The sequence below is a fragment of the Rhodanobacter caeni genome (assembly GCF_039523575.1).
GTDB lineage: Bacteria > Pseudomonadota > Gammaproteobacteria > Xanthomonadales > Rhodanobacteraceae > Rhodanobacter > Rhodanobacter caeni.
Map to the genome: position 1 here is coordinate 938977 of NZ_BAAAFO010000001.1, position 22447 is coordinate 961423.

At 67.6% G+C, this 22447-nt stretch carries 23 protein-coding genes; 22 read left to right on the forward strand and 1 reads right to left on the reverse strand.

The features are described 5' to 3' along the window. The first annotated feature begins 88 nt into the window (after positions 1 to 88). The 20 genes from ABD017_RS04360 (at position 89) to ABD017_RS04455 (ending at position 20359) form a co-directional block, all read left to right on the forward strand. On the forward strand, positions 89 to 1918 hold the full coding sequence (locus ABD017_RS04360; protein WP_343880497.1) for a thiamine pyrophosphate-requiring protein: 1830 nt from the start codon (positions 89 to 91) through the stop codon (positions 1916 to 1918). Next, on the forward strand, positions 1915 to 3057 hold the full coding sequence (locus ABD017_RS04365; protein WP_343880499.1) for an enolase C-terminal domain-like protein: 1143 nt from the start codon (positions 1915 to 1917) through the stop codon (positions 3055 to 3057). Before ABD017_RS04360 ends, ABD017_RS04365 begins: the two co-directional genes overlap by 4 nt. Continuing rightward, positions 3047 to 6061 carry an FAD-binding and (Fe-S)-binding domain-containing protein gene (locus ABD017_RS04370; protein WP_343880501.1) on the forward strand — a complete coding sequence of 1005 codons (3015 nt, stop codon included), beginning with the start codon at positions 3047 to 3049 and terminating at the stop codon, positions 6059 to 6061. The genes ABD017_RS04365 and ABD017_RS04370 overlap by 11 nt, the downstream gene beginning before the upstream one ends. Positions 6062 to 6085: 24 nt before the next feature. Continuing rightward, positions 6086 to 6529 (forward strand): PPC domain-containing DNA-binding protein, encoded by a 444-nt coding sequence (locus tag ABD017_RS04375; protein WP_343880503.1) that lies wholly within the window; start codon positions 6086 to 6088, stop codon positions 6527 to 6529. Between the two features lie 96 nt (positions 6530 to 6625). Further along, positions 6626 to 7123 carry a hypothetical protein gene (locus ABD017_RS04380; RefSeq protein ID WP_343880505.1) on the forward strand — a complete coding sequence of 166 codons (498 nt, stop codon included), beginning with the start codon at positions 6626 to 6628 and terminating at the stop codon, positions 7121 to 7123. A 69-nt stretch (positions 7124 to 7192) separates the two neighbouring features. Continuing rightward, on the forward strand, positions 7193 to 7840 hold the full coding sequence (locus ABD017_RS04385; protein WP_343880507.1) for a cytochrome c3 family protein: 648 nt from the start codon (positions 7193 to 7195) through the stop codon (positions 7838 to 7840). Further along, positions 7837 to 10746 carry a TAT-variant-translocated molybdopterin oxidoreductase gene (locus tag ABD017_RS04390; protein WP_343880509.1) on the forward strand — a complete coding sequence of 970 codons (2910 nt, stop codon included), beginning with the start codon at positions 7837 to 7839 and terminating at the stop codon, positions 10744 to 10746. Before ABD017_RS04385 ends, ABD017_RS04390 begins: the two co-directional genes overlap by 4 nt. Then, complete coding sequence (nrfD, locus tag ABD017_RS04395) at positions 10743 to 12101, forward strand: NrfD/PsrC family molybdoenzyme membrane anchor subunit (RefSeq protein WP_343880511.1); 1359 nt, start codon at positions 10743 to 10745, stop codon at positions 12099 to 12101. The genes ABD017_RS04390 and nrfD overlap by 4 nt, the downstream gene beginning before the upstream one ends. Continuing rightward, positions 12098 to 12628 carry a DUF3341 domain-containing protein gene (locus tag ABD017_RS04400; protein ID WP_343880513.1) on the forward strand — a complete coding sequence of 177 codons (531 nt, stop codon included), beginning with the start codon at positions 12098 to 12100 and terminating at the stop codon, positions 12626 to 12628. The genes nrfD and ABD017_RS04400 overlap by 4 nt, the downstream gene beginning before the upstream one ends. Further along, entirely contained in the window at positions 12625 to 13290 is a 666-nt protein-coding gene (locus ABD017_RS04405) for a c-type cytochrome (RefSeq protein WP_343880515.1), read from the forward strand. The genes ABD017_RS04400 and ABD017_RS04405 overlap by 4 nt, the downstream gene beginning before the upstream one ends. Before the next feature lie 8 nt (positions 13291 to 13298). Then, positions 13299 to 14429, forward strand: coding sequence for a hypothetical protein (locus tag ABD017_RS04410; RefSeq protein ID WP_343880517.1), 1131 nt, complete (start codon positions 13299 to 13301; stop codon positions 14427 to 14429). Beyond that, positions 14426 to 14785 carry a hypothetical protein gene (locus tag ABD017_RS04415; RefSeq protein WP_343880519.1) on the forward strand — a complete coding sequence of 120 codons (360 nt, stop codon included), beginning with the start codon at positions 14426 to 14428 and terminating at the stop codon, positions 14783 to 14785. Before ABD017_RS04410 ends, ABD017_RS04415 begins: the two co-directional genes overlap by 4 nt. After that, positions 14782 to 15570: an SCO family protein gene (locus ABD017_RS04420; RefSeq protein ID WP_343880521.1), complete on the forward strand. Its 789-nt coding sequence runs from the start codon at positions 14782 to 14784 to the stop codon at positions 15568 to 15570. Before ABD017_RS04415 ends, ABD017_RS04420 begins: the two co-directional genes overlap by 4 nt. After that, on the forward strand, positions 15567 to 16511 hold the full coding sequence (gene coxB / locus ABD017_RS04425) for a cytochrome c oxidase subunit II (protein ID WP_343880523.1): 945 nt from the start codon (positions 15567 to 15569) through the stop codon (positions 16509 to 16511). Before ABD017_RS04420 ends, coxB begins: the two co-directional genes overlap by 4 nt. Beyond that, positions 16498 to 18102, forward strand: coding sequence for a cytochrome c oxidase subunit I (gene ctaD / locus ABD017_RS04430; RefSeq protein WP_343880525.1), 1605 nt, complete (start codon positions 16498 to 16500; stop codon positions 18100 to 18102). Before coxB ends, ctaD begins: the two co-directional genes overlap by 14 nt. Beyond that, a complete protein-coding gene (locus ABD017_RS04435; protein WP_343880527.1) occupies positions 18099 to 18746 on the forward strand; it encodes a cytochrome c oxidase subunit 3 family protein in 648 nt (215 codons plus the stop codon). The genes ctaD and ABD017_RS04435 overlap by 4 nt, the downstream gene beginning before the upstream one ends. Next, complete coding sequence (locus ABD017_RS04440; protein ID WP_343880529.1) at positions 18743 to 19054, forward strand: cytochrome C oxidase subunit IV family protein; 312 nt, start codon at positions 18743 to 18745, stop codon at positions 19052 to 19054. The genes ABD017_RS04435 and ABD017_RS04440 overlap by 4 nt, the downstream gene beginning before the upstream one ends. Before the next feature lie 46 nt (positions 19055 to 19100). Next, entirely contained in the window at positions 19101 to 19514 is a 414-nt protein-coding gene (locus ABD017_RS04445) for a helix-turn-helix domain-containing protein (protein WP_343880531.1), read from the forward strand. 150 nt (positions 19515 to 19664) lie between these two features. Continuing rightward, a complete protein-coding gene (locus ABD017_RS04450; RefSeq protein ID WP_343880533.1) occupies positions 19665 to 19949 on the forward strand; it encodes a type II toxin-antitoxin system HigB family toxin in 285 nt (94 codons plus the stop codon). A gap of 8 nt (positions 19950 to 19957) precedes the next feature. Continuing rightward, positions 19958 to 20359: a helix-turn-helix domain-containing protein gene (locus ABD017_RS04455; RefSeq protein ID WP_343880535.1), complete on the forward strand. Its 402-nt coding sequence runs from the start codon at positions 19958 to 19960 to the stop codon at positions 20357 to 20359. A 10-nt stretch (positions 20360 to 20369) separates the two neighbouring features. On the opposite strand, the gene ABD017_RS04460 is transcribed toward ABD017_RS04455, so the two are convergent. Beyond that, on the reverse strand, positions 20370 to 21245 hold the full coding sequence (locus ABD017_RS04460; RefSeq protein ID WP_343880537.1) for a DUF72 domain-containing protein: 876 nt from the start codon (positions 21243 to 21245) through the stop codon (positions 20370 to 20372). Positions 21246 to 21411: 166 nt separating this feature from the next. On the opposite strand from ABD017_RS04460, the gene ABD017_RS04465 reads away from it, so the two are divergent. Beyond that, positions 21412 to 21603: a hypothetical protein gene (locus ABD017_RS04465; protein ID WP_343880539.1), complete on the forward strand. Its 192-nt coding sequence runs from the start codon at positions 21412 to 21414 to the stop codon at positions 21601 to 21603. Between the two features lie 107 nt (positions 21604 to 21710). Continuing rightward, a complete protein-coding gene (locus ABD017_RS04470) occupies positions 21711 to 22349 on the forward strand; it encodes a GIY-YIG nuclease family protein (protein WP_343880541.1) in 639 nt (212 codons plus the stop codon). The last annotated feature ends 98 nt before the right edge of the window (positions 22350 to 22447 follow it).

Sequence of the window (22447 nt, forward strand, 5' to 3'; positions counted from 1 at the left end):
CGCCGGCCCGGCCATCGGATTCACGGGGTCTGCGCGCCTGCGCCAGCCGATCCCGTCCTCTCCATTGCACATCCGCGAGGACCCTGCCATGAGCGAAACCGTCGGCGATTTCATCCTGCAACGCCTTACCGACTGGGGCATCAAGCGCGTGTTCGGCTTTCCGGGCGACGGCATCAACGGGCTGATGGGCGCGATGGGTCGCGCCGCCGACCGCTTCGACTACGTGCGCGTGCGGCACGAGGAAATGGCCGCGTTCATGGCCGGCGGGCATGCCAAGTTCACCGGTGAGGTGGGCGTGTGCTTCGCCACCTCAGGCCCCGGCGCCATCCATCTGCTGAACGGCTTGTACGACGCGCAGATGGATCACATGCCGGTGGTGGCGATCGTGGGGCAGGCCACGCGCTCGTCGCTGGGCGCCGACTTCCAGCAGGAGGTGGATCTGCAGACACTGTTCAAGGACGTCTGCGGCTACGTGGAAACGGTGGTGTCCCCGGTACAGGTGCGTCACGTCATCGACCGCGCCATCCGCATTGCCGCGGCCGAGCGCACCGTCACCTGCGTGATCCTGCCGAACGATCTGCAGGAGTTGCCCGCAGTGGAAAGCCCGCCGCGCAAGCACGGCGACGTGTACTCCGGCGTGGGCTACGCCAACGCGCATCCGGTGCCCGACCACGACGATCTGCAACGCGCGGCCGACGTGCTCAATGCGGGGCGCAAGGTGGCGATCCTGGCCGGTGCGGGCGCGCTGGGCGCGGGCGACGAAGTGGCGGCGGTGGCCGAACGCCTGGGCGCGGGCGTGGCCAAGGCGCTGCTGGGCAAGGCGGTGCTGCCCGACGACCTGCCGTATGTCACCGGCTCCATCGGCCTGCTGGGCACCAAGGCCAGCTGGCAGATGATGAACGACTGCGACACGCTGCTGATGATCGGCACCACGTTTCCGTATTCCGAATTCCTGCCCGAGGACGGCCAGGCGCGCGCGGTACAGATCGACATCGCGCCGCGCAACGTGTCCATGCGCTACGCCACCGAGGTCAACCTGATCGGCGACAGCGGCGAAGTGCTGCGCCGCCTGCTGCCGCTGCTGGAGGCGAAAACCGATCCCGACTGGCGCGAGCGGATCGAGCTCAACGTGCGCAAATCCTGGCGCGCGCTGGAAGCGAAGGCGATGGAGCCGGCCAACCCGATCAACCCGCAGCGCATTTTCTGGGAGCTGTCGCCGCGCCTGCCCGACAACGCCATCATCTGCGGCGACTGCGGCTCGCACACCAATTGGTACGCGCGCGACGTGAGGCTGCGCCGCGGCATGATGGCCTCGCTGTCCGGCAAGCTGGCCACCATGGGCAGCGGCGTGCCGTACGCGATCGCGGCCAAGTTCGCCTACCCCGATCATCCGGTGCTGGCGATCGTGGGCGACGGCGCGATGCAGATGAACGGCAACGCCGAGCTGATCACCGTCAAGGAATATTGGAAGCGCTGGGGCAACCCCTGCTTCGTGGTGATGGTGCTGCACAACAACGACCTGAACCAGGTGACGTGGGAGCAACGGGCGCTGGCCGGCGACCCCAAGTTTTCCGCCGCGCAGGATGTGGAGGAATTCCCGTATGCGCGCTACGGCGAGATGCTGGGGTTCAAGGGCATCCGCGTGGACAAGCCCGAGGACATAGCCGACGCGTGGGAGCAGGCGTTCAGCGCCGATCGGCCGGTGGTGCTGGAGTTCATCAGCGACCCCGACGTGCCGCCGCTGCCGCCGCACATCAGCTTCCAGCAGGCGCGTGCGTACATGACCGCGTTGACGAAGAACGACCCGGACGAGCTGGGCATCATCAAGCAGAGCCTGCGCCAGGTATTGGCCGGCATCCTGCCGCGTGGCAGCACGGACGACAGTGGCAGGGACGACAGCGACAAGGCCGGATCGTGACCGCGGCCCCGCCCATCGCGGCGGGGCGCCGGATCGCCAGCGTCGAGGCCAGTGCCTATCGCATCCCCACCGACGCGCCCGAAGCGGACGGCACCATCGCCTGGGACGCCACCACCCTGGTGCTGGCGCAGGTGAGCGCGGATGGCGAGTGCGGGCTGGGCTACACCTACGCCCATACCGCGGCGGCGTCGTTGATCGCCGACCCGCTGCGTGCCTGCCTGCTGGGTGCCGATGCGGACGACATTCCCGCCGTGTGGGCGGCGATGAACCGCGCCCTGCGCAACATCGGCCGTCCGGGCCTCGGTTTGATGGCCATTGCCGCGGTCGATCACGCGCTGTGGGATCTGAAGGCGCGGCTGCACGAAACCTCGGTGCTGCGGCTGCTTGGCGCGGCGCGCGAGGCGGTGCCTGTCTACGGCAGCGGCGGCTTCACGTCGTACTCCACCGAGCGCCTGCAGCAACAACTGGCCGGGTGGGCGGAGGAGGGCATTGCCCGCGTCAAGATGAAGGTCGGCACGCGGCCGCAGGATGACCCGGCGCGCGTGCATGCCGCGCGCGAGGCGATCGGGCCGGATGTGGAATTGATGGTCGATGCCAATGGCGCCTACACCCGCCAGCAGGCGCTGGCGCTGGCCGATGCGTATGCGTGCGAGCGGGTGGGCTGGTTCGAGGAGCCGGTGTCATCCGACGATCTGGACGGGCTGCGGCTGCTGCGCGATCGCGCGCCGCACGGCATGGCGATCGCCGCCGGCGAATACGGCTGGGATGCGTGGTACTTCCGCCGCATGCTCGCCGCCGGCGCGGTCGACGTGCTGCAGATCGACAGCACCCGCTGCGGCGGCTTCAGCGGCTTTCTGCACGCCGCGTCGCTGGCGCGCGGTTTCGGCGTGCCGGTGTCCGCGCATTGCGCGCCGACCCTGCACGCCCACGTCTGCAGCGCGCTCGACAACCTGCTGCACCTGGAATATTTCCACGACCACAGCCGCATCGAGGCGATGTTCTTCGATGGTCTGCCCACGCTGCACGACGGCGCGCTGAAGGTGGATGCCGATCGTCCCGGCCTGGGCCTGGTGCTGAAGCAGGTCGACGTGCAGCGTTACCGCGTGGCCACTGATCGGGAGCCCGACCATGTTCACTGATCCAGGGCATCCGGAGCGTTCCCCCGAAAGCGCCTCCGCCATCGACCTGCCGCTGCCCGCGCCGCGCGTGCATCACAGCCACAGCAGTGACGGCGCGTTCTCCGCGCAGGCGGCGGCAGCGCTGGCGAGCGACCTGCGCCAGCAGGTCAAGGGCGAGGTCTGTTTCGACGACGGCAGCCGTGCACTGTATGCCACCGACGGCTCGATCTATCGGCAGGTGCCGATCGGCGTGGTGATGCCGCGCGACGCGGACGACGTGCTGGCGGTGTTGCGCGTCTGCGCCGCGCACGACGCGCCGGTGCTGTCGCGCGGCGGTGGCACCAGCCTGGCCGGGCAGTGCTGCAATACGGCGGTGGTGATGGATTTCTCGCGCCACCTGGACCGCATCGTGGCGATCGACGTGGACGCACGACGCGCCAGGGTGGAGCCCGGCTGCGTGCTGGACGACCTGCGTGATGCGGCGGAAAAGCACCACCTCACCTTTGGCCCCGATCCGTCCACCCACGCGCACAACACGCTGGGCGGCATGGTGGGCAACAATTCCTGCGGCGTGCATTCGGTCATGGCCGGGCGCACCGCCGACAACGTGCACTCGCTGGACATCGTTACCTGCGACGGCGTGCGCATGCACGTGGGGCCCACCAGCGACGACGAGCTGGAGGCGATCATCCGCGCCGGCGGCCGCCGCGGCGAGATCTACGCGGGACTGAAAGCCATCCGCGACCGCTACGCGGACCTGATCCGCCAGCGCTATCCGAAGATTCCGCGCCGCGTGTCCGGCTACAACCTCGACGAGTTGCTGCCGGAAAACGGCTTCAACGTGGCGCGTGCGCTGGTGGGTACCGAAGGCACCTGCGTCACCATCCTGGAGGCGGAGTTGCGGCTGGTGCCCAGCCCGCCGGTGCGCTCGCTGCTGGTGCTGGGCTACCGCGACGTGTTCCTGGCCGGCGACCACGTGCCGCAGATCCTCGGCTTCGGCCCGATTGGCCTGGAAGGCATTGACGACGCGCTGATCGCCGACATGAAGCGCAAGAACATGCACCCGAAGGATCGCGCGCTGCTGCCGCCGGGCGGCGGCTGGCTGCTGGTGGAATTCGGCGGAGACAGCAAGGACGAATCCGACGGCAAGGCACGCCGCTTGATGGAGGCACTCAAGGGCAGGGATGACGCGCCCAGCATGAAGCTGTTCGACAATCCGGACGAGGAGAAGATGCTTTGGCTGATCCGCGAATCCGGCCTGGGCGCCACCGCCCGCGTGCCCGGCCAGCCGGACGGCCATCCGGGCTGGGAGGATGCGGCCGTCCCGCCGGACAAGGTGGGCGCGTACCTGCGCGATTTCCGCCAGCTGCTGACCAAGTACGACTACACCTGCGCGCTGTACGGCCATTTCGGCGATGGCTGCATCCACTGCCGCATCGACTTCGACCTGTCCACGCCCGAGGCCGTGTCGCAGTGGCGCGCGTTCATGGACGAGGCCTCGGACCTGGTGCTGCGCTACGGTGGCTCGCTCTCCGGCGAGCACGGCGATGGCCAGGTGCGCGCATCGTTCCTGCCCAAGATGTTTGGCGACGAGCTGGTGCGCGCGTTCGGCGAGTTCAAGGCGCTGTGGGACCCGCACGGCCGCATGAACCCCGGCAAGATCGTCGACCCCAACCCGATGGATGCCGACCTGCGCACCGGCCCCGCCTACCAGCCGCCCAAGCTGCAGACCAAATTCGCCTGGCGCGACGACGGCACCAGCTTTGCCCAGGCCACGCGCCGTTGCGTGGGCGTGGGCAACTGCCGCAACAAGCGCGGCGGCGTGATGTGCCCCAGCTACCGCGCCACGCACGAGGAGAAATATTCCACCCGCGGCCGCGCCCACCTGCTGTTCGAGATGCTGCAGGGCGACCCGATGCACGGCGGCTGGCGCAGCGAGCCGGTGCGCGACGCGCTCGACCTGTGCCTGGCCTGCAAGGGTTGCAAGAGCGATTGCCCGGTGAACGTGGACATGGCCACCTGCAAGGCCGAGTTCATGTCGCACCACTACCGCCACCGGCTGCGCCCGCGCGCGGCGTATGCGATGGGCCTGATCTTCTGGTGGGCGCGCGCGGCATCGAAAGTGCCGTGGCTGGCGAACTTCCTGCTGCGCGCGCCGGGCGTGTCGCGCGTGTCCAAGGCCATCGGCGGCATCGCGGCCGAACGCACGCTGCCGAGGTTTGCCAGCGAGACGTTCCGCGACTGGTTCTTCGCGCGCCCGCCCGGCGACGCGGACAAGCCCGCCGTGGTGCTGTGGCCGGACACCTTCAACAACTACCTGCATCCCGAGCCGCTGAAAGACGCCGTCGCCGTGCTCGAATCGATCGGCTACAGCGTGCGCGTGCCGCGCCCCGCGGTGTGCTGCGCGCGGCCGCTCTACGCCGAAGGCATGCTGGATCTGGCGCGCCATCAGTTGCGCGACAGCATGCGCGCCCTGGCCACGGACATCGATCGCGGGTTGCCGGTGGTGGGGCTGGAGCCGTCGTGCGTGGCGAGCTTTCGCGACGAATTGCCCAATCTTTTCCCCGGCGACGAGCGTGCGCACTGGCTGTCGCGCAACACCTTCCTGCTCAGCGAGTTCCTGGACCGGATTGGCTACGCGCCACCGCCGTTGAAACGCAAGACGCTGGTGCACGCGCATTGCCACCATCACGCGGTGATCGGCATCGATGCGGAAAAACATCTCCTCGACAAGCTGGGCATGGACGTGGAATTCCTCGACGCCGGCTGCTGCGGCATGGCCGGCTCGTTCGGTTTCGATGCGCGCCATGTCGACGTGTCGCGCGCCATTGGCGAGCTGCAGCTGCTGCCGGCTGTGCGCGCTGCCAGCGCGGACACCCTGATCATCACCAACGGCTTCAGCTGCCGCCAGCAGGTCGCGCAATGCACCGGCCGCGAGGCCCTGGGCATGGCGCAGGTGCTGGCGATGGCGCTGCGCCAGCACCAGGGCGCGACATTCCAGTCGCTTGATACCGACCACCGTTGAGCGGCCATCAACGCGGAGGCAAGCATGCAGCACAAGCTGATCCATGACGACGGCAGCAAGACCTGGGCGGTGATTCTGGAAACGGGCGACGAGGTCACCGCCTGCCTGCAGTCGTTCGCCAACGCACAGAACCTCAGTGCCGCGCACCTCACCGCGATCGGTGCGTTCGAGCGCGCCGTGCTGGGTTACTTCGAGTGGGACCGGAAAACCTACCGGCGCAACCGGGTGGACAACCAGTGCGAAGTGGTGGCGCTGTTGGGCGACGTGGCACTGAAGGATGGCGAGCCGAAACTGCACATGCATGCGGTTCTGGGTCAGCCGGACGGCCGGGCTTTGGGCGGCCATCTGCTGGAGGGCCATGTGCGCCCCACGCTGGAGGTGGTGGTCACGGAAACGCCGGCGCATCTGCATCGGCACTTCGATGCCGACGCGGGTCTTGCCTTGATCAGGATGGGACGGGAACGATGAGAGGGCCGACGCCGGTATGGACGGCCAAGCCATCACGCACTGGTCACCGCGCCACCACGAAGATCGACGGCATCCGTCGACTGCGCAGGAGGTGACATGAAGACACGCCACGTATTCACCACGCCCGACGTCCGCGCCGCCGAAGAAGCGGTCAATGCGCTGCGTCGCGCGGGCATCCCCAAGGACGACATCTCGCTGATCGCCAGCGACAGCATCGAAAAGGAGGCCATCCCCGACGACCACCAGGAAACCAGCGGCGACTTCGCCGGCGGCGGCATGAAGGGCCTGGCGGCCGGCGGCGCCAGCGGCCTGCTGGCCGGCATCGTGGCGGTCACCATTGCGCCGATCGGGCTGACTCTCGCCGGCGTGGCGGCGATGACCCTGGTGGGCGCGGCGGTCGGCGGCTGGGCGGGCATGCTCACCGGCACCGAGGAGCCCGACACCGTGCGTCGCACCTTCGAGGACGAGATCGCCGCCGGCCACGTGCTGGTGGTGGTGGATGGCGAGGAAGACATGCTGGCGCGCGCCGATGCCGCCTTGCTGGCCACCGCCGCCACGCCCCTGCCGTTCGACAAGCCCACGTCGATGACGTGAGCGCGAGGTCCGCGTGCCGCCACGCGGGAGTTTTCCGCGCCGGTCGTGCGGTGTCGCAATGGATCGTCCATGGGTCAGGTCTTTCATCCGCGTTTCGGGTTGTACGTGCAGCTCGTCCTGTTCGCCGTCATCGCCTCGCTGGCATGCGGCGTCCTGGTCTGGCGCGCCAGCACGGCCGAACCGCATGGCATCGGTGAACCCCTGGAGCAACCCGTGCCCTTCAGCCACAAGCATCACGTGGGCGACGACGGCATCGATTGCCGCTACTGCCACAGCGCGGTGGAATCCCACGCCTTCGCCGGCATTCCGCCGCTGTCCACCTGCATGACCTGCCACTCGCAACTGTATACGGACGCCGCCGCGCTGAAGCCGGTGGTCGACAGCTGGCGCCGCGGCGTGGCGCTGCACTGGCAGCGGGTGCACCAGTTGCCGGATTTCGTGTACTTCAACCACAGCATCCACGTGGCCAAGGGCGTGGGCTGCGTCACCTGCCACGGCCGGGTCGACCGCATGCCGCTGACCTGGCGCGCCAAGCCGCTGTCGATGCAGTGGTGCCTGGATTGCCATCGCGCACCGCAGAAATTCCTGCGCCCGCGCGACAAGGTGTTCGACATGACCTGGAAGGCGAAGAACCAGGACGCGCTGGGGATGGCATTGGTGCGGCACTACCACATCGATACGCGCCGCCTGTCCGACTGCTCGGTATGCCACCGATGAGCGCCACGCCCGCCACCGAGGTCGCGATGCAGGCGCTGCGCCAGCGCATGGGCGACGCGCAGGGGCCGCGCTTCTGGCGCGCGCTGGAGGAGCTGGCCGACGACGCGCACTGGCGCGAGACCCTGCACGCCGCCATGCCGCAACTGGCCGCGCTGGCACCGATGGACCGGCGCCGCTTCCTGAAACTGCTGGGCGCGTCATTGGCGCTGGCCGGGCTCGCCGCGTGCAGTTCGCCGCCGCAGGAACAGCTGGTGCCGTGGCTGCGCCAACCCGAAGGCATGGCGGCGGACGAGGCGCGCTTCTACGCCAACGCGCTGGCCTGCGCGGGCGACGTCTGCGGCGTGCTGGTGGAAACGCACATGGGCCGCCCGACCAAGATCGAGGGCAATCCCGCACACCCCGCCAGCCTCGGCGGCAGTGCGCCGGCCCTGCAGGCCGCGGTACTGGAACTGTGGGACCCGGATCGTTCGCAGACGCCGCTGCATCGTGGCGTTCCGGCGACGTGGGACGATTTCTTCGCCGAGCTGGCCAAGCTGTCGCGCGGTGATGGCCGCGGCCTGCGCATACTCAGCGGTGCCATCGTCTCGCCCACGCTGGCGGCGCAACGCGATGCCTTGCTGCAAAAGTTTCCCGGTGCCCGTTGGCATCGCCACGAGGCAACAGGGCAGGGCCAGGCATTGGCCGGCGCCACGCTGGCGTTCGGTACACCGTTGCAGCCGATCTACCACTTCGACAAGGCGCAACGCATCGTGGCGCTGGATGCCGATTTCCTGAGCAGCATGCCGGGCCGGCTCGCCCATGCGCGCGCCTTCGCGCAACAGCGCAAACCGCCGCGGATGAACCGGCTGTACGCCGTGGAGCCCACGCCGTCGCTGACCGGTGCCATGGCCGATCACGCCTGGCCGATGGCGCATGGCGAGGTGGGCGTCTTCGCGCACCATCTCGCCGTCGCGCTGGGCATTGCCGGTACGGCGGATAGAGCCGCCGATGAAAAGCGCATACGCGCGGTGGCCGACGACCTGCTCGCGCACAAGGGCCAGTCGCTGGTGCTGGCCGGTGAATCCCAGCCGCCGGCGGTGCACGCGCTGGCGCATCGGCTGAACCAGGCGCTGGGCAATATCGGCCACACGGTGGATTACGTCGCGCCGATGGACGTGGTCGAGCCCGCCGATTCGCTGGCAGCGTTGTGCAAGGCGATGGACGCGGGCGAGGTCGACACCTTGCTGGTGCTCGATGCCAACCCGGCCTACGACGCTCCCGCCGACCTGGGGTTTGCGCAGGCGCTGGCCAAGGTGAGGCAACGCATCCACCTGGGCTTGTATCGCGACGAGACAGCGCAGCTTTGCGACTGGCACCTGCCGATGGCGCACGCGCTGGAAAGCTGGTCCGACCTGCGCGCGTGGGACGGCACCGCCAGCATCGTGCAACCCGTGATCGAGCCGCTGTATGCCGGCCGTTCCGCGCACCAATTGCTGGCAGCGCTGCTCGGCCAGCCGACCGACATCCGTGCCCTGCTGCAGTCGCGCTGGCACGCCGGCGATGACGAAGGTTGGAACCGCAGCCTGCGCGAAGGCCTGGTTGCCGACAGCGCCACCGCGCCCACGCATCCCTCCGCGGTCAGCGCCGACATCCCCGCATCCATGCCGACTGCGGACGATCTCGAACTGCTGTTCCGCCCCGATCCCACGCTGTGGGATGGCCGCTACGCCAACAACGGCTGGCTGCAGGAACTGCCCAAGCCGCTGAGCCAGCTCACCTGGGGCAATGCGGCATTCATCAGCCCCGCGCTGGCGGCCCAGCGCAAGCTGGCCAACGGCGACGTGGTGGAACTGCGCCTAGGCGGGCGCCAGCTCCGCGCGCCGGTGTGGATCATGCCGGGGCAGGCCGCGCGCAGCGTCACCGTGCACCTGGGCCACGGCCGTCGCCATGCGGGGCACGTGGGCAACGGCGTGGGCTTCGATGCCTACGCGCTGCGCAGCGATCGATCGCCCTGGCGCGAAGGCGGCCTGCAGTTGCACGCCACCGGCGAGCACGTCGAGCTGGCCGCCACCCAGCATCACCACGCGATGGAAGGCCGCGCCCCGGTACGCGCCGGCACGCTGGACGAATACCTGCACGATGCAAACTTCCTGCACGCCGACGAACCGGCCACGCCGCCCAGCCTGTATCCCGCCAAGCCGCCAGGCGAATACGCGTGGGGCATGGCGATCGATCTCAACGCCTGCATCGGCTGCAAGGGCTGCACCATCGCCTGCCAGGCGGAAAACAACATCCCGGTGGTGGGCGCCGATCAGGTGAGGCGCGGCCGCGAGATGCACTGGATCAGGGTGGACCGCTACTACGAAGGCAGCGCGCAGGCACCGCACACGCATCATCAGCCGGTGCCGTGCATGCATTGCGAGCACGCGCCGTGCGAGGTGGTCTGTCCGGTCGGCGCCACCGTGCACGATGCCGAGGGGCTGAACCTGCAGGTGTACAACCGCTGCGTGGGCACGCGTTTCTGTTCCAACAACTGCCCGTACAAGGTGCGTCGCTTCAACTTCCTGCAGTACGCCGACGTAAAGACGGAAAGCCTGAAGGCCCGGCGCAACCCGGACGTCTCCGTGCGCAACCGCGGCGTGATGGAGAAATGCACCTATTGCATCCAGCGCATCCAGACCGCGCACATCGCCGCCGATCGCGAGGGCCGCCCGATCGCCGATGGCGAGATCGTCACCGCCTGCCAGGCCGCATGCCCCACCCAGGCGATCACGTTCGGCAACATCGCCGACCCGGACAGCGCGGTAAGCAAGGCCAAGGCCTCCCCGCTGGATTACACCTTGCTGACCGAACTCAACACACGCCCGCGCACCAGCTACGGCGCGCACCTGCGCAACCCGAACCCGGCACTGGGGGACGACGCATGACCGGTGCCCTCGACAACGCACCGTTGCTGGCACCGAGCCAGAGCCTGGCCGGCGTCACCGACCACGTCAGCGACATCGTGCTGAAGCGGCCCACCGGCCCTCTGTGGCTGGCGGCGTTTGCGCTGTCGCTGGCGCTCACCGGTCTGCTGGCCACCGGCATCGTGTGGCTGCTGATGCGCGGCGTGGGTATCTGGGGGCTGGACATGCCGGTGGCGTGGGCGTTCGCCATCGCCAACTACGTGTGGTGGATCGCGATCGGCATGGCCGGCACCTTCATCAGCGCCGCGCTGTACCTCACGCGGCAGGACTGGCGCAGCCCGCTGACCCGCTATGCCGAGACGATGACCGTGTTCGCGGTGTCGGTGTCGGGCCTGTTTCCCATCCTGCACCTGGGTCGACCCTGGTTCTTCTACTGGCTGGCACCTTACCCGGACCGCATGAACGTGTGGCCGCAGTGGCGCAGCTCGCTGCTGTGGGATTTCTTTGCCATCGTGGCGTACCTGATCGTGTCGCTGCTGTACTGGTACGTGTCGATGATTCCCGACCTGGCCACGCTGCGCGACCGCGCCGTCACGCGGGGCAGGCAGGTGTTCTACGGGTTGCTGGCGCTGGGCTGGCGCGGCGAGGCGCGGCACTGGAAACGTTTCGAGACGCTGAGCCTGCTGCTGGCCGCGCTGGCGGTGCCGCTGGTGTTCTCGGTGCACTCGATGGTGGCGCTGGATTTCTCCGAGGGGCTGCTGCCGGGCTGGCATTCCAGCATCTTTCCGCCGTTCTTCGTGGCCGGCGCGCTGTTCTCCGGCTTCGCCATGGCGATGGTGCTGGGCCTGCCGTTGCGGCACTGGTTCAAGCTGGGCGATTTCATCACGCCGCGCCACATCGACAACCTGGCCAAGATGATGCTGGCCGCCGGCCTGTTCGTCGACTACAGCTACCTGATGGAAATCTTCACCGCGTTCTACGGCATGGATCGCTACGACGTGGTGATGACGATGCAGCGGTTCGCGGGCGCCTACGCGTGGGTGTTCTGGACCACGATCGCGTGCAACGTGGTGGCGATCCAGGCGCTGTGGTGGCGGCGGGTGCGCGCCAACCGTGCCGCGTTGTTTGGCATCAGCGTGCTGGTGCTGATCGGGATGTGGTTCGAGCGACTGATGCTGATCGTCAGCAGCCTGTACCACGATTTCCTGCCGTCGAGCTGGGGCATGTTCTATCCCACGTTCTGGGACATCGCGTTCCTGGCCGGTTCGATCGGTTTGTTCTTCCTGCTGTTCCTGCTGTTCGTGCGGGTGCTGCCGATCGTGTCGATGTCGGACATGCGCAAGCTGGTGCATCGCTTGCAGGGGCCGCGGCCATGACTAGCGCGAGCGTCTATGGCTGCATGGCCCGCTTCGACAGCGCCGAGACCTTGCGCGGCGCCGCCCTGGAGTTGCGCCACGCCGGTTATACGCGGCTGGAGGCGTACTCGCCGTTTGCCGTGGAAGGGCTGGCCGAGGCGCTGGGCCCCACGCGCAGCCGCCTGCCGCTGCTGGTACTGCTGGGCGGGTTGTTCGGCGGCGTCGGCACGCTGGCGCTGCAGTACTACTCGGCGGTGGTCGACTACCCGATCGACGTGGGCGGTCGCCCCGCGGCCAGCTGGCCGGCCTTCATTCCCGCGGCGCTGGAGATGACGATCCTGTGCGCGGTGCTGGCCGGCGTGGTCGGTATGCTGATGGGCAACGGCCTGCCGCGGCTTTATCACCCGGTGTTCAACGTGGCGCGTTTTGCGCGGGCCAGCCGTGATGGTTTTTTCCTGGTGATCCGTGCCGATGATCCGCGCTACGACGATGCACGGCAGGCTCTGGCCGATCTGGCGCCGCTGTCGCTCGACGAGGTGCCGGCGTGATCCGCCGCGTGCTCGGCGTGCTGCTGATGGCGCTGCTGCTCGGCGGCTGCGAGCGCGGCATGCACGACATGTACGACCAGCCCAAATACAAATCGCTGGCGCCCAGCCCGCTGTTCGCCAACGGCAACTCCGCGCGCACGCCGCCGCCGGGCAGCGTGGCCACCACGGCCGGTGAGGCGGCCGACAGCAGCGGCGGGCGACGGGGCGCACTGCCCGCGGCCCGGTCGATCGCTTCGCCCACGCCGCTGGACGAGCAGGGCCGCAGCCTGGCCCAGGGCGACATGGGCGGACGCGCCGCATCCAACCCGCTGCCGCTGACCATGGCCCTGCTGCGACGCGGGCAGCAGCGCTACGACATCTACTGCGCGGTCTGCCACGGCGCGGCGGGTGACGGCGACGGCATGATCGTGCGGCGCGGTTTTCCGGCACCGCCGTCGTATCACAGCGAACGACTGCGCAACGCGCCGGACAGCCACTTCTTCCAGGTGATCACCCACGGTTACGGCGTGATGTATCCCTACGCCGACCGCGTGCCGGTGCACGACCGCTGGGCCATCGTGGCGTACATCCGCGCGCTGCAGCTGAGCCGCCATGCACCGGTGTATCAGCTGGATGCCAGCGACCGGGCGCAACTGCAGGCCAGCGCGGGAGCCAACCGATGATGCCGGCGATGGACAAACGGGGCGCGCGGCGCGTCCACCTGGCAGTGGCCGGCGTGGCTTCCATCGCGCTGCTGCTGTGCCTGCTGCTGGGCTGGCACGCGCCGCGGCAGGCGCTGCTGTCGTACCTGGTGGCCGGCATGTTCTGCCTGTCGCTGTCGCTGGGGTCGATGGCGCTGCTGATGGTGCACGTGCTCACCGGCGGCGGCTGGGGCTGGTACCTGCGCCCGCAACTGCTGGCGGCGATGCGCCCCTTGCCGTGGCTGGCCGTGCTGTGGCTGCCGCTGCTGCTGGGCATGCGCCTGCTTTATCCGTGGGCGGTGCCGGGCGCGATGGCCGATGCCGCGTTGCGCCGCCAGGCGTGGTATCTGGACGAGGGCTTTTTCATCGTGCGCATGCTGGTGTGCTTCGGGGTGTGGCTGTGGCTGGCCTCGGCCTTGCGGCGGCGGCTGGATCGCACCGACGATACCGATTTGTCGCGCTTCGCGGCGCTGGGACTGATCGTCTACCTGCTCACCGTGACCACGGCCGCGGTGGACTGGGTGATGTCGCTGGTGCCGGCGTGGCGATCGTCCGTGTTCGGCCTGATCGTGGCCACCAGCCAGTTGCTGGGCGCCGCCGCGTTGGGGGTGGGGTACGCGGCGTTCCAGCATCGACGCGACGACACCCCAGCGCACCCGCCGGCCGAGCCCGCGCGCCTGCTGGGCGATGTGGGCAAGCTGCTGCTGACCCTGGTGCTGGCCTGGTCGTACCTGGCGTTCATGGATTACCTCACCGCATGGATCGGCGACCTGCCGGCGGAAACGGTGTGGTACCTGCCGCGGCTGAAAACCTCGTGGAGCGCGCTGGCCGCGGTGCTGGTGGTGTTTCATCTGGCCGTGCCGTTTGCGGTGCTGTTGTCGCGGCAGGCCAAACATCATGCGGACTGGTTGCTGGCCGTGGCGGCCTTGCTGCTGGTGATGCATTACGCCTACCTGTTGTGGCTGGTGGTGCCCAGCTTCCGGGCCGCAGGTTTTGCGCTGGCGTGGACCGACCCGCTGGCATGGCTGGGTATCGGCGGCTGGTGGTGGCTGCTGTTCGATGCGCGCTGGCGCGCCGTCGTGCAACCCGTGAACGCGTCCGCGGCGAGGACATTGCCATGAACGCCAGGCATCGCCATGAACATGCTTGGGTCGACGCGCGGCTGCTGCATCGGGTGGCGCTGGGCCTTGGTGTTGCACTGGTGGTGATCGCGGCGCTGATGTATCCGCTGCTGCGCTTCTGGCTGGCGCCGCAGCTCACCGCCGGCCTGCAGGCGCCGCCGCCCGCGCCGCGGCTGCAGGCCGATCCCGCGACGGATCTGGCGGCCGAGCGCGCGCAGCAGCGGCAGCGGTTGCAGAGCTATCGCTGGGTGGATCGCGATGCCGGCATCGCGCAGATCCCGATCGGGCGGGCGATGGCCTTGCTGGTGGCAAACCACGCCACGCGGGCGACGTCGGACGCGGAGGATTCGCGATGATCCGCGTCCTCATCGCCTGCGTCTGCCTGTCTTTTGGCGTGGCCGCGTTGGCGCACGCACCGATGGCGCCAGCCGATCTCGACCAGCGCGCCGGCTTCGACCAGCGCCTGGGCGCGCAGGTGCCGATGGAGCTGGCGTTCCGGGAAAGCGATGGCCAGTCGCGCTCGCTGCGCCAGGTGGCCGACGGCAAGCCGATCGTGCTGGCGATGGGCTACTACCGTTGCCCGAACCTCTGCGATGCGGTGCTGCATGGGCTCTCGCACGCGATGGCGACGCTGACGCTGCGGCCGGGGCAGGATTTCGCCGTGGTGTTCGTCAGCATCGACCCGCGCGAGCTGCCCGCCGACGCGGCCACCAGCCAGCGCATGCTGGCGCGCGAGCAGCCGGCGGCGAAGGTCGATCGCTGGCACTTGATGACTGGCGACGAGACGGACGTCCAGGCGCTGGCTCGTGCGATCGGCTTTCGCTATTTCCTCGACCCGCGCAACGACCAGTACGCCCACGCCGCCGGCCTCGTGGTGCTGTCCGCCCAAGGCCGCGTGACCCAATACCTGTTCGGCGTCGATTACCCGCCGCGCTCGCTGCGCCTGGCGCTGGTGGATGCCTCGCGCGGCAAGCTGGGCGGCCTGGTGGATCAACTGGTACTGCTGTGCTGCGGCTACGACCCCAGCACCGGCCGCTACAGCCTGCTGATCGGGCGCGTGATGCAGTTCATCGGCGTCGGCTTTGCGATCGTGCTTGGCGCCCTCGTGTGGCGGCTGCACCGGCGGCGGAGGGCGGCATGATCGCGCTTTCGCCCCCGCAGGCATCGAGCGTGGCCGGCAGCGTGGACACGCTGTTCGACGTGATGCTGGCGCTGACCGGTACCGTGTCGGTGGCGGTGTTCGTGGTGATGATCGTGTTCTGCGTGAAGTACCGCCGCCGCAGCCACGCCGACCGCAGCAACGCAAACCAGACGCGCCTCGGCGTGGAGATCGCCTGGACGGTGCTGCCGTTCCTGATGTTCATGGCGCTGTTTGGCTGGAGCATCAGCTTGTGGAGCCGCATGCGCACGCCGCCGGCCGATGCCGCACCGATCTACGTGGTGGCCAAGCAGTGGATGTGGAAGGTGCAGCATCCGGGCGGCCAGCGCGAGATCGACAGCCTGCACGTGCCGCTGGGTCAGCCGATCCGGCTGGTGATGACCTCGCAGGACGTGATCCACAGTTTCTACGTGCCCGCGTTCCGGCAGAAGCAGGACGTGCTGCCGGGACGCTACACGCAGTTGTGGTTCACCGCCACGCGCGAGGGCGACTACCCGCTGCTGTGCTCGCAATATTGCGGCACCGACCACGCCCGCATGACCGGCACCGTCACCGTGATGAAACCGGCCGATTACGCGCGCTGGCTGCAGGCGCACGCGGGCCAGGGCCTGGCGGAGCAGGGCGCCGAACGCTTCCGCCGTTTCGGCTGCAGCGGCTGCCATGACAGCCAGTCCGGCGTGCATGCGCCCGACCTGGATGGCCTCTACGGCAGCACCGTGCCGCTGGCCGACGGCAGCCAGGTGCGTGCCGACGATCGCTACATCCACGACTCGATCATGCTGCCGCGCAAGCAGGTGGCGGCGGGCTACGCGCCGATCATGCCCAGCTACAGCGGCCGCATCGGCGAGGACGACGTGTTGGCCCTGATCGCCTACATCAAATCGCGCCGCACCGCGATGGAGGCCGCACGTGAACAGCATTGAGCACGCGCCACTGCCGCGCAGCTACCTCGACGACGGCCACAGCCTGCGCTCGTGGCTGCTCACCCACGACCACAAGCGCATCGCGATCCTGTACGCGCTGGCGATCACGTTCTTCTTCTTTTTGGGCGGTTTCGCGGCGCTGCTGATCCGGCTGGAGCTGATCACGCCAGCCGGCGACATGCTGACCGCGGACGAATACAACAAGGCGTTCACCTTCCACGGCGTGGTGATGGTGTGGTTCTTCCTGATCCCGTCGATCCCCGCCACGCTTGGCAATTTCCTGCTGCCGATGATGATCGGCGCGCGCGACATGGCGTTTCCGCGGCTGAACCTTTTCAGCTGGTACCTGTACATGATCGGCGGGCTGTTCACCCTGGCGATGCTGGTGCTGGGCGGGGTGGACACGGGCTGGACGTTCTACACCCCGTTTTCCACCATGTTCTCCAACGGCCACGTGATGCTGACCGTGGTGGGCGTGTTCGTGGTGGGTTTCTCCTCCATCCTCACCGGCATCAACTTCATCGCCACCACCCACAGCATGCGCGCGCCGGGCATGACCTGGCTGCGGCTGCCGCTGTTCGTGTGGGCGATGTATGCGGTGGCGCTGGTAATGGTGCTGGCCACGCCGGTGCTGGCGATGACGCTGTCGCTGATCGCGCTGGAGCGGATCTTCGGCGTGGGCATTTTCGACCCTGCGCTGGGCGGCGATCCGCTGCTGTTCCAGCATTTCTTCTGGTTCTACTCGCACCCGGCCGTCTACATCATGATCCTGCCGGCGATGGGCGTGGTCAGCGAGCTGATCACCGCCGGCGCGCGCAAGCGCATCTTCGGCTACAGGTTCATGGTGTGGGCGATCGTGGGCATCTCGGTGGTGGGCTTCCTGGTATGGGGCCATCACATGTTCGTGGCGGGGCAGTCGATGTACGCCAGCATGGTGTTCTCGATCCTGAGCTTCATCATCGCGGTGCCCTCGGCGATCAAGGTCTTCAACTGGACGGCCACGCTGTACAAGGGGCGCATCGATTTCAGCGCGCCGATGCTGTACGCGCTGGGTTTCGTGGGCCTGTTCATGCTGGGCGGCATGACCGGCATCTTCCTGGCCGCCACCGCGCTGGACGTGAGCCTGCACGACACCTATTTCGTGGTGGCGCACTTCCACTACATCATGGTGGGCGGTTCGGTGATGGCCTACCTGGGCGGCATCCATTTCTGGTGGCCCAAGGTCACCGGCCGGCTGTATTCGCAGGCGTGGGCGCGCTTTGCCGCGATCCTGATGTTCTTCGGCTTCAACCTCACGTTCTTTCCGCAATACCTGCTCGGCTACGAGGGCATGCCGCGGCGCTATCACGAGTACCTGCCGCAGTTTCAGGTGCTGAACATCCTGTCGTCGGCGGGCGCGTCGATCCTCGCCGTTTCCTACCTGCTGCCGCTGGTGTACCTGGGCTGGTCGCTGCGTTACGGGGCCCGATCCGGCCCCAACCCGTGGCGGGCGAAGGGGCTGGAATGGCTTGCCGATTCGCCGCCGCCCACGCACAACTTCGAGGTCACGCCGGTGGTCACCGACGGCCCCTACGCCTACGAGGACGCATGAGCACCGACACCACCATGCTGGCCCAGCAGTTCGACGATGCCGCGCAACAGCGCGATGCGTCGGCGCTGGGCATGTGGGTGTTCCTGGCCACCGAGGCGCTGTTTCTCGGCGTGCTGTTTGCCGGCTACACCGTATGCCGCGTGCGCTTCCCCGAGGCCTTCGCGGCAGGCAGCCGGCATACCGACATGCTGCTCGGGACGATCGAGACCGCCGTGCTGCTGACCAGCAGTTGCGCCGTGGCGCTGGCCCTGCGCGACGTGCAGCTGGGCGGACGGCGCATCGCCGTGTGGTTGCTGCTGCTGACCGCGGCATTGGGCCTGGGCTTTCTGGTGATGCACGGCTTCGAGTACTACAGCGAGTACCGCGAAGGACTGATGCCCGGCATCCACTACACCCAGCAGGGCCCGCTGGCCGCACCGATGCAGCTGTTCTTCTGCCTTTACTACTTCATCACCGGCTTTCACAGTCTGCATGTAGGCATCGGTGTGATCCTGCTGCTGGTCATGGCCCGCCGCACGCATCGCGCGCAGTTCAATGCGCAGTACTGCACGCCGCTGGAGCTGTCGGCACTGTATTGGCATCTGGTCGACATCGTATGGATCTTTGTCTATCCGCTGGTCTACCTGGTGGGGCGCGCGGGATGAACCCCTCGCCCCAGCCGGCCACGCCGCCCTCGTTGCGCCTGCACCTGATCGTGCTGGCGGCCTTGCTGGCCCTGCTGCTGACCAGCGCCGGCTTGGCACTGCTGCCGCTGGGCGTGTTCAACACGTTGAGCGCACTCGGAATTTCGGTGGCGAAGACGCTGCTGGTGATGGCCTTCTTCATGCGCCTGCGGCGCGGCCCGCCCCTGCTGCGGATCGCCGCGGCGGTGGGCTTCGCCTGGCTGGCCGTCTTGATCGGCATGACCGTGGCGGATGTACTGACCCGAGTGGTGCTACCTTCGCCGTGGTGAAACGCCGCTGCCCCGACTCCCGCCCCGTCTGACCAAAGGAAATGGAATGAACCAGCCGCTTGCCATCGCCCCCATTGCCGACGCCTGGAACCACTTCCACGCGATCTCGCACGTCGGCCATATCACGGACGATCAGGAGTACGAGACGTCCATCCAGCTGGCCGATGCATTGATCAACGAAGGCGCGATGGAGGAGACCCATCCGCAGTATTCGCTGTTCATGATGCTCAACGACCTCATCTACGCCTACGACCAGCGGCACGACGCCATGTCGGCGCCGCAGAGCGCCCAGGTGCTGCGTTTCCTGATGGAACAGCACGGCCTGAAGCTGGCCCAGCTGCCGGAGATCGGCCGCCAAAGCGATGTGTCCGAGATCCTGGCGGGCAAGCGCAGCCTCACCGCCAACCACATCCGCAGCCTGTCGGCCCGTTTCGGGATCAATCCCAACGCTTTCTTCTGACGGGCGGTTGTGCCGCGACAATGGCGCGGCCCTGCTTGGGCCGCCGCTGCGGCGAGGCTCATGAATGACTGTTCAGCGTTGGCAAGATACGGATTTTCGTAATCGCAATTTGCGATATACTCGCTGGCAAAAGTACAGGGAAGTTCTTTCATGCGAGTCATCTCGAACAAGCGCCTGCGCGAGTTCGCCGAAATCCACCCTGACGCGGACGACGCCCTGCAGACATGGAGAAAGCTCGTCGAAGGTACGGCCTTTCAGGGTTTCAATGACCTCAAGACCACTTTTGGCGGCGTCGATATCTGCGGGAACAAGTACGTATTCGATATCCGCGGAAACCGCTATCGCATCATCACCGGCATCAGCTTTGCCACGCAGGTTTGCTACATCAAGCACGTTCTCACTCACGGTGAATACGACAAGGGAAAATGGAAATGAACGCCCAAATGGCCATCGCCTCCATTGCCGACGCCTGGGACGACTTCCATGCTGCCTCGCACATTGGCCACATTGCCACTGACGCCGACTACGCCGCCGCCACCCGGTTGGCGGACGAGTTGGTGGACGATGGCGCCATGGAAGAGGATCACCCCCGCCATTCGCTGTTCATGATGCTCAGCGATCTCATCTACGCGTACGACCAGCAGCATCACCCCATGCCCGAAGTGCACGGTGTTCAAGTGCTGCGCTTTCTGATGGACCAGCACGGACTGAGGCAAAACCAACTCCCGGAGATCGGCCGGCAGAGCGTGGTCTCCGAGATCCTTGCCGGCAAACGCAGCCTCACGGTGGATCACATCCGCAACCTTTCCGTCCGTTTCGGGATCAACCCCAACGCCTTCTTCTGACGGCCGATCCTCATGAGCGGCCGTCCAGACGCTCGCGCAACCTGATGGCGTCGAACGGCGCCTTCACCTTCATGTCGTTGTCGAAATAGCAGTACACGTCGCGCGACTGGCGCGCCGGCGGTGGCTTGTCGCTGACGCAGCGCGCGCCGCGTGGCTGGGCGCCGCGCATCCAGGCGCGGATGCGCCGGGCCCAGTCGTCCAGCGCGGCATCGCCGTAGCCGCTGGCGTAGAGCTTCTTGTCGCCGTGCAGGCGCAGGTACATGAAGCCGGCGGTCACGTCTTCCAGCAGCGGCCACTTGCCGGCGGTATCGGCCACCACCAGCGCCACGCCGTGCTGGCGCAGCAGGGCGATGAAGTCGGGATCGACGAAACTCTCGTGGCGGATTTCCACGGCATGGCGCAACCGATGCGATGCCTGGGGAAAATTCCCGGCAGGATGCTTGAGGTGGCTGTCGTGCTTCCCGGCCAGCTGCACCGCCTGCCGGGTGGTGCGTGGTAGCAGGGCCAGGAAATCGCCGAACTGCTTCCTGTCGTAGCGGAAGTTGGGCGGAAACTGCCAAAGCATCGGGCCCAGTTTTGCGTCAAGGCTCAACACGCCAGAGGCGAAAAAATTGGCCAGCGGCCTTTCGATGTCGCGCAGCCGCAGCACGTGGGTGATGAAGCGCGGCCCCTTGACCGCAAACAGGAAGCCGCGCGGTGTCTGGTCGCGCCATTGCGCGTAGCTTTCTGGCCGCTGCAGCGAGTAGAACGAGCCGTTGAGCTCGATCGTAGGCACCTGCCGCGAGGCGTAGTGCAACTCCTCGCGCTGCACCAGTGTTGCCGGGTAGAACTTTCCGCGCCATGGCGCGTAGCGCCAGCCGGAAATGCCGATACGCGATCTGCCCATCACCTTGCGCCCTTCGATGCTGCGGCCATGCAACCCGAGCCCTGGTGAGTCGGCGGTGAAAGCGCGGCGTTCATGATCCCGACCGGCTGCGCGTGCCTAGACAGAAAACGCATGCGCGCTTAACACCGGGCACTGCACGCTGAAACCTCCCGCCAGAGGAGTCACCATGTCGACCCATGACCGCAAAGACGTCGGATGCCCTGACGAAGGCCTGCCCAGGCACAACGAGACCCCGGCCGAGCGCGCCGCGCGCAAGAAGGAGGAAAGCGACAACCAGGACCATGCGCTGGAAGAGACCTTTCCCGCCAGCGATCCCGTTTCCCCCTTCATCCCGGCCAAGGCGCCCAGCGACGATTGAACGCTTCAGCCATCCGCAGCCCGGTGTGGCTGCGGATGGCACCGCGCCGGCCGGGCCTCGAGAGCGGCGCAGCAGCGCTGGCAACCCAGGTGCCTCCCTGAACTTCAGTGAATGACGACGTTGCCTATCCCCGTTTCAGCAGTCGCGGGCGCACCTATGTCTACGTGCTGCCTTGCCGCGACGAGGACATGCTGAAGGTGGGTTTCTCGCGCGATCCGCTGGATCGCTTCCGCACCTTGCATCCGCGCTTCTTCGAGTTCTTCGATCTCGACCGCGGCCTGCTGATCGGCACCGACCATCTGCGCGACGCGCGGCGTATCGAGCGGCTGTTCATCACCACGTTCGCCAATCTGCGCGCACCGGCGCCGCTGGTGGTGCCGCGATCGGCCGCCGGTCATACCGAGTGGTACCGCGGCGCGTATCTGCCCCTCAGCGTGCTGGCGCACAAGCTGTGCATGCAGGAAGGCCTGACCCTGCATGCACCGCTGCGCGACTGGGTCCGCGGCCGGTTCGACGAGTGGAGGGATCTGCTGTTCGGCTGGTCGGCGCGCATGCTGGAGATGGTCGAGTACCAGCACTTCAACGTCCCGCTGGACCAGCGCGACGGCCGCGCCGGGAAAGTGTTGCGCGACGTGCTCGACGCCTACGTCGCGCTGGGGAACGACTTGCCGGCCCTGGTGCCCGAACCCGTGCTGGAGTGGTATTACCGCTGCGGCTTTGCGGAGGTGTCGCGTTGGGAGGATTGAGCGCGACGCGGCGCCCGAACCCGCAACAAGATCCGTCGGCTTCGGGAAAGCCCTCATCCCAGCGAAAGCTGGGATCCAGCGCCTTATGTGGCTAGGGA

What these genes read in the sequence shown, in the direction of transcription:
- ABD017_RS04445 (WP_343880531.1), top strand. Translation starts at nt 19,101, where the DNA reads ATGAACCAGCCGCTTGCCATCGCCCCCATTGCCGACGCCTGGAACCAC.
- ABD017_RS04450 (WP_343880533.1), top strand. Translation starts at nt 19,665, where the DNA reads ATGCGAGTCATCTCGAACAAGCGCCTGCGCGAGTTCGCCGAAATCCAC.
- nrfD (WP_343880511.1), top strand. Translation starts at nt 10,743, where the DNA reads ATGACCGGTGCCCTCGACAACGCACCGTTGCTGGCACCGAGCCAGAGC.
- coxB (WP_343880523.1), top strand. Translation starts at nt 15,567, where the DNA reads ATGATCGCGCTTTCGCCCCCGCAGGCATCGAGCGTGGCCGGCAGCGTG.
- ABD017_RS04455 (WP_343880535.1), top strand. Translation starts at nt 19,958, where the DNA reads ATGGCCATCGCCTCCATTGCCGACGCCTGGGACGACTTCCATGCTGCC.
- ABD017_RS04410 (WP_343880517.1), top strand. Translation starts at nt 13,299, where the DNA reads ATGGACAAACGGGGCGCGCGGCGCGTCCACCTGGCAGTGGCCGGCGTG.
- ABD017_RS04465 (WP_343880539.1), top strand. Translation starts at nt 21,412, where the DNA reads ATGTCGACCCATGACCGCAAAGACGTCGGATGCCCTGACGAAGGCCTG.
- ABD017_RS04370 (WP_343880501.1), top strand. Translation starts at nt 3,047, where the DNA reads ATGTTCACTGATCCAGGGCATCCGGAGCGTTCCCCCGAAAGCGCCTCC.
- ABD017_RS04400 (WP_343880513.1), top strand. Translation starts at nt 12,098, where the DNA reads ATGACTAGCGCGAGCGTCTATGGCTGCATGGCCCGCTTCGACAGCGCC.
- ABD017_RS04420 (WP_343880521.1), top strand. Translation starts at nt 14,782, where the DNA reads ATGATCCGCGTCCTCATCGCCTGCGTCTGCCTGTCTTTTGGCGTGGCC.
- ABD017_RS04385 (WP_343880507.1), top strand. Translation starts at nt 7,193, where the DNA reads ATGGGTCAGGTCTTTCATCCGCGTTTCGGGTTGTACGTGCAGCTCGTC.
- ABD017_RS04375 (WP_343880503.1), top strand. Translation starts at nt 6,086, where the DNA reads ATGCAGCACAAGCTGATCCATGACGACGGCAGCAAGACCTGGGCGGTG.
- ABD017_RS04390 (WP_343880509.1), top strand. Translation starts at nt 7,837, where the DNA reads ATGAGCGCCACGCCCGCCACCGAGGTCGCGATGCAGGCGCTGCGCCAG.
- ABD017_RS04460 (WP_343880537.1), bottom strand. Translation starts at nt 21,245, where the DNA reads ATGGGCAGATCGCGTATCGGCATTTCCGGCTGGCGCTACGCGCCATGG.
- ABD017_RS04440 (WP_343880529.1), top strand. Translation starts at nt 18,743, where the DNA reads ATGAACCCCTCGCCCCAGCCGGCCACGCCGCCCTCGTTGCGCCTGCAC.
- ABD017_RS04380 (WP_343880505.1), top strand. Translation starts at nt 6,626, where the DNA reads ATGAAGACACGCCACGTATTCACCACGCCCGACGTCCGCGCCGCCGAA.
- ABD017_RS04360 (WP_343880497.1), top strand. Translation starts at nt 89, where the DNA reads ATGAGCGAAACCGTCGGCGATTTCATCCTGCAACGCCTTACCGACTGG.
- ABD017_RS04415 (WP_343880519.1), top strand. Translation starts at nt 14,426, where the DNA reads ATGAACGCCAGGCATCGCCATGAACATGCTTGGGTCGACGCGCGGCTG.
- ABD017_RS04435 (WP_343880527.1), top strand. Translation starts at nt 18,099, where the DNA reads ATGAGCACCGACACCACCATGCTGGCCCAGCAGTTCGACGATGCCGCG.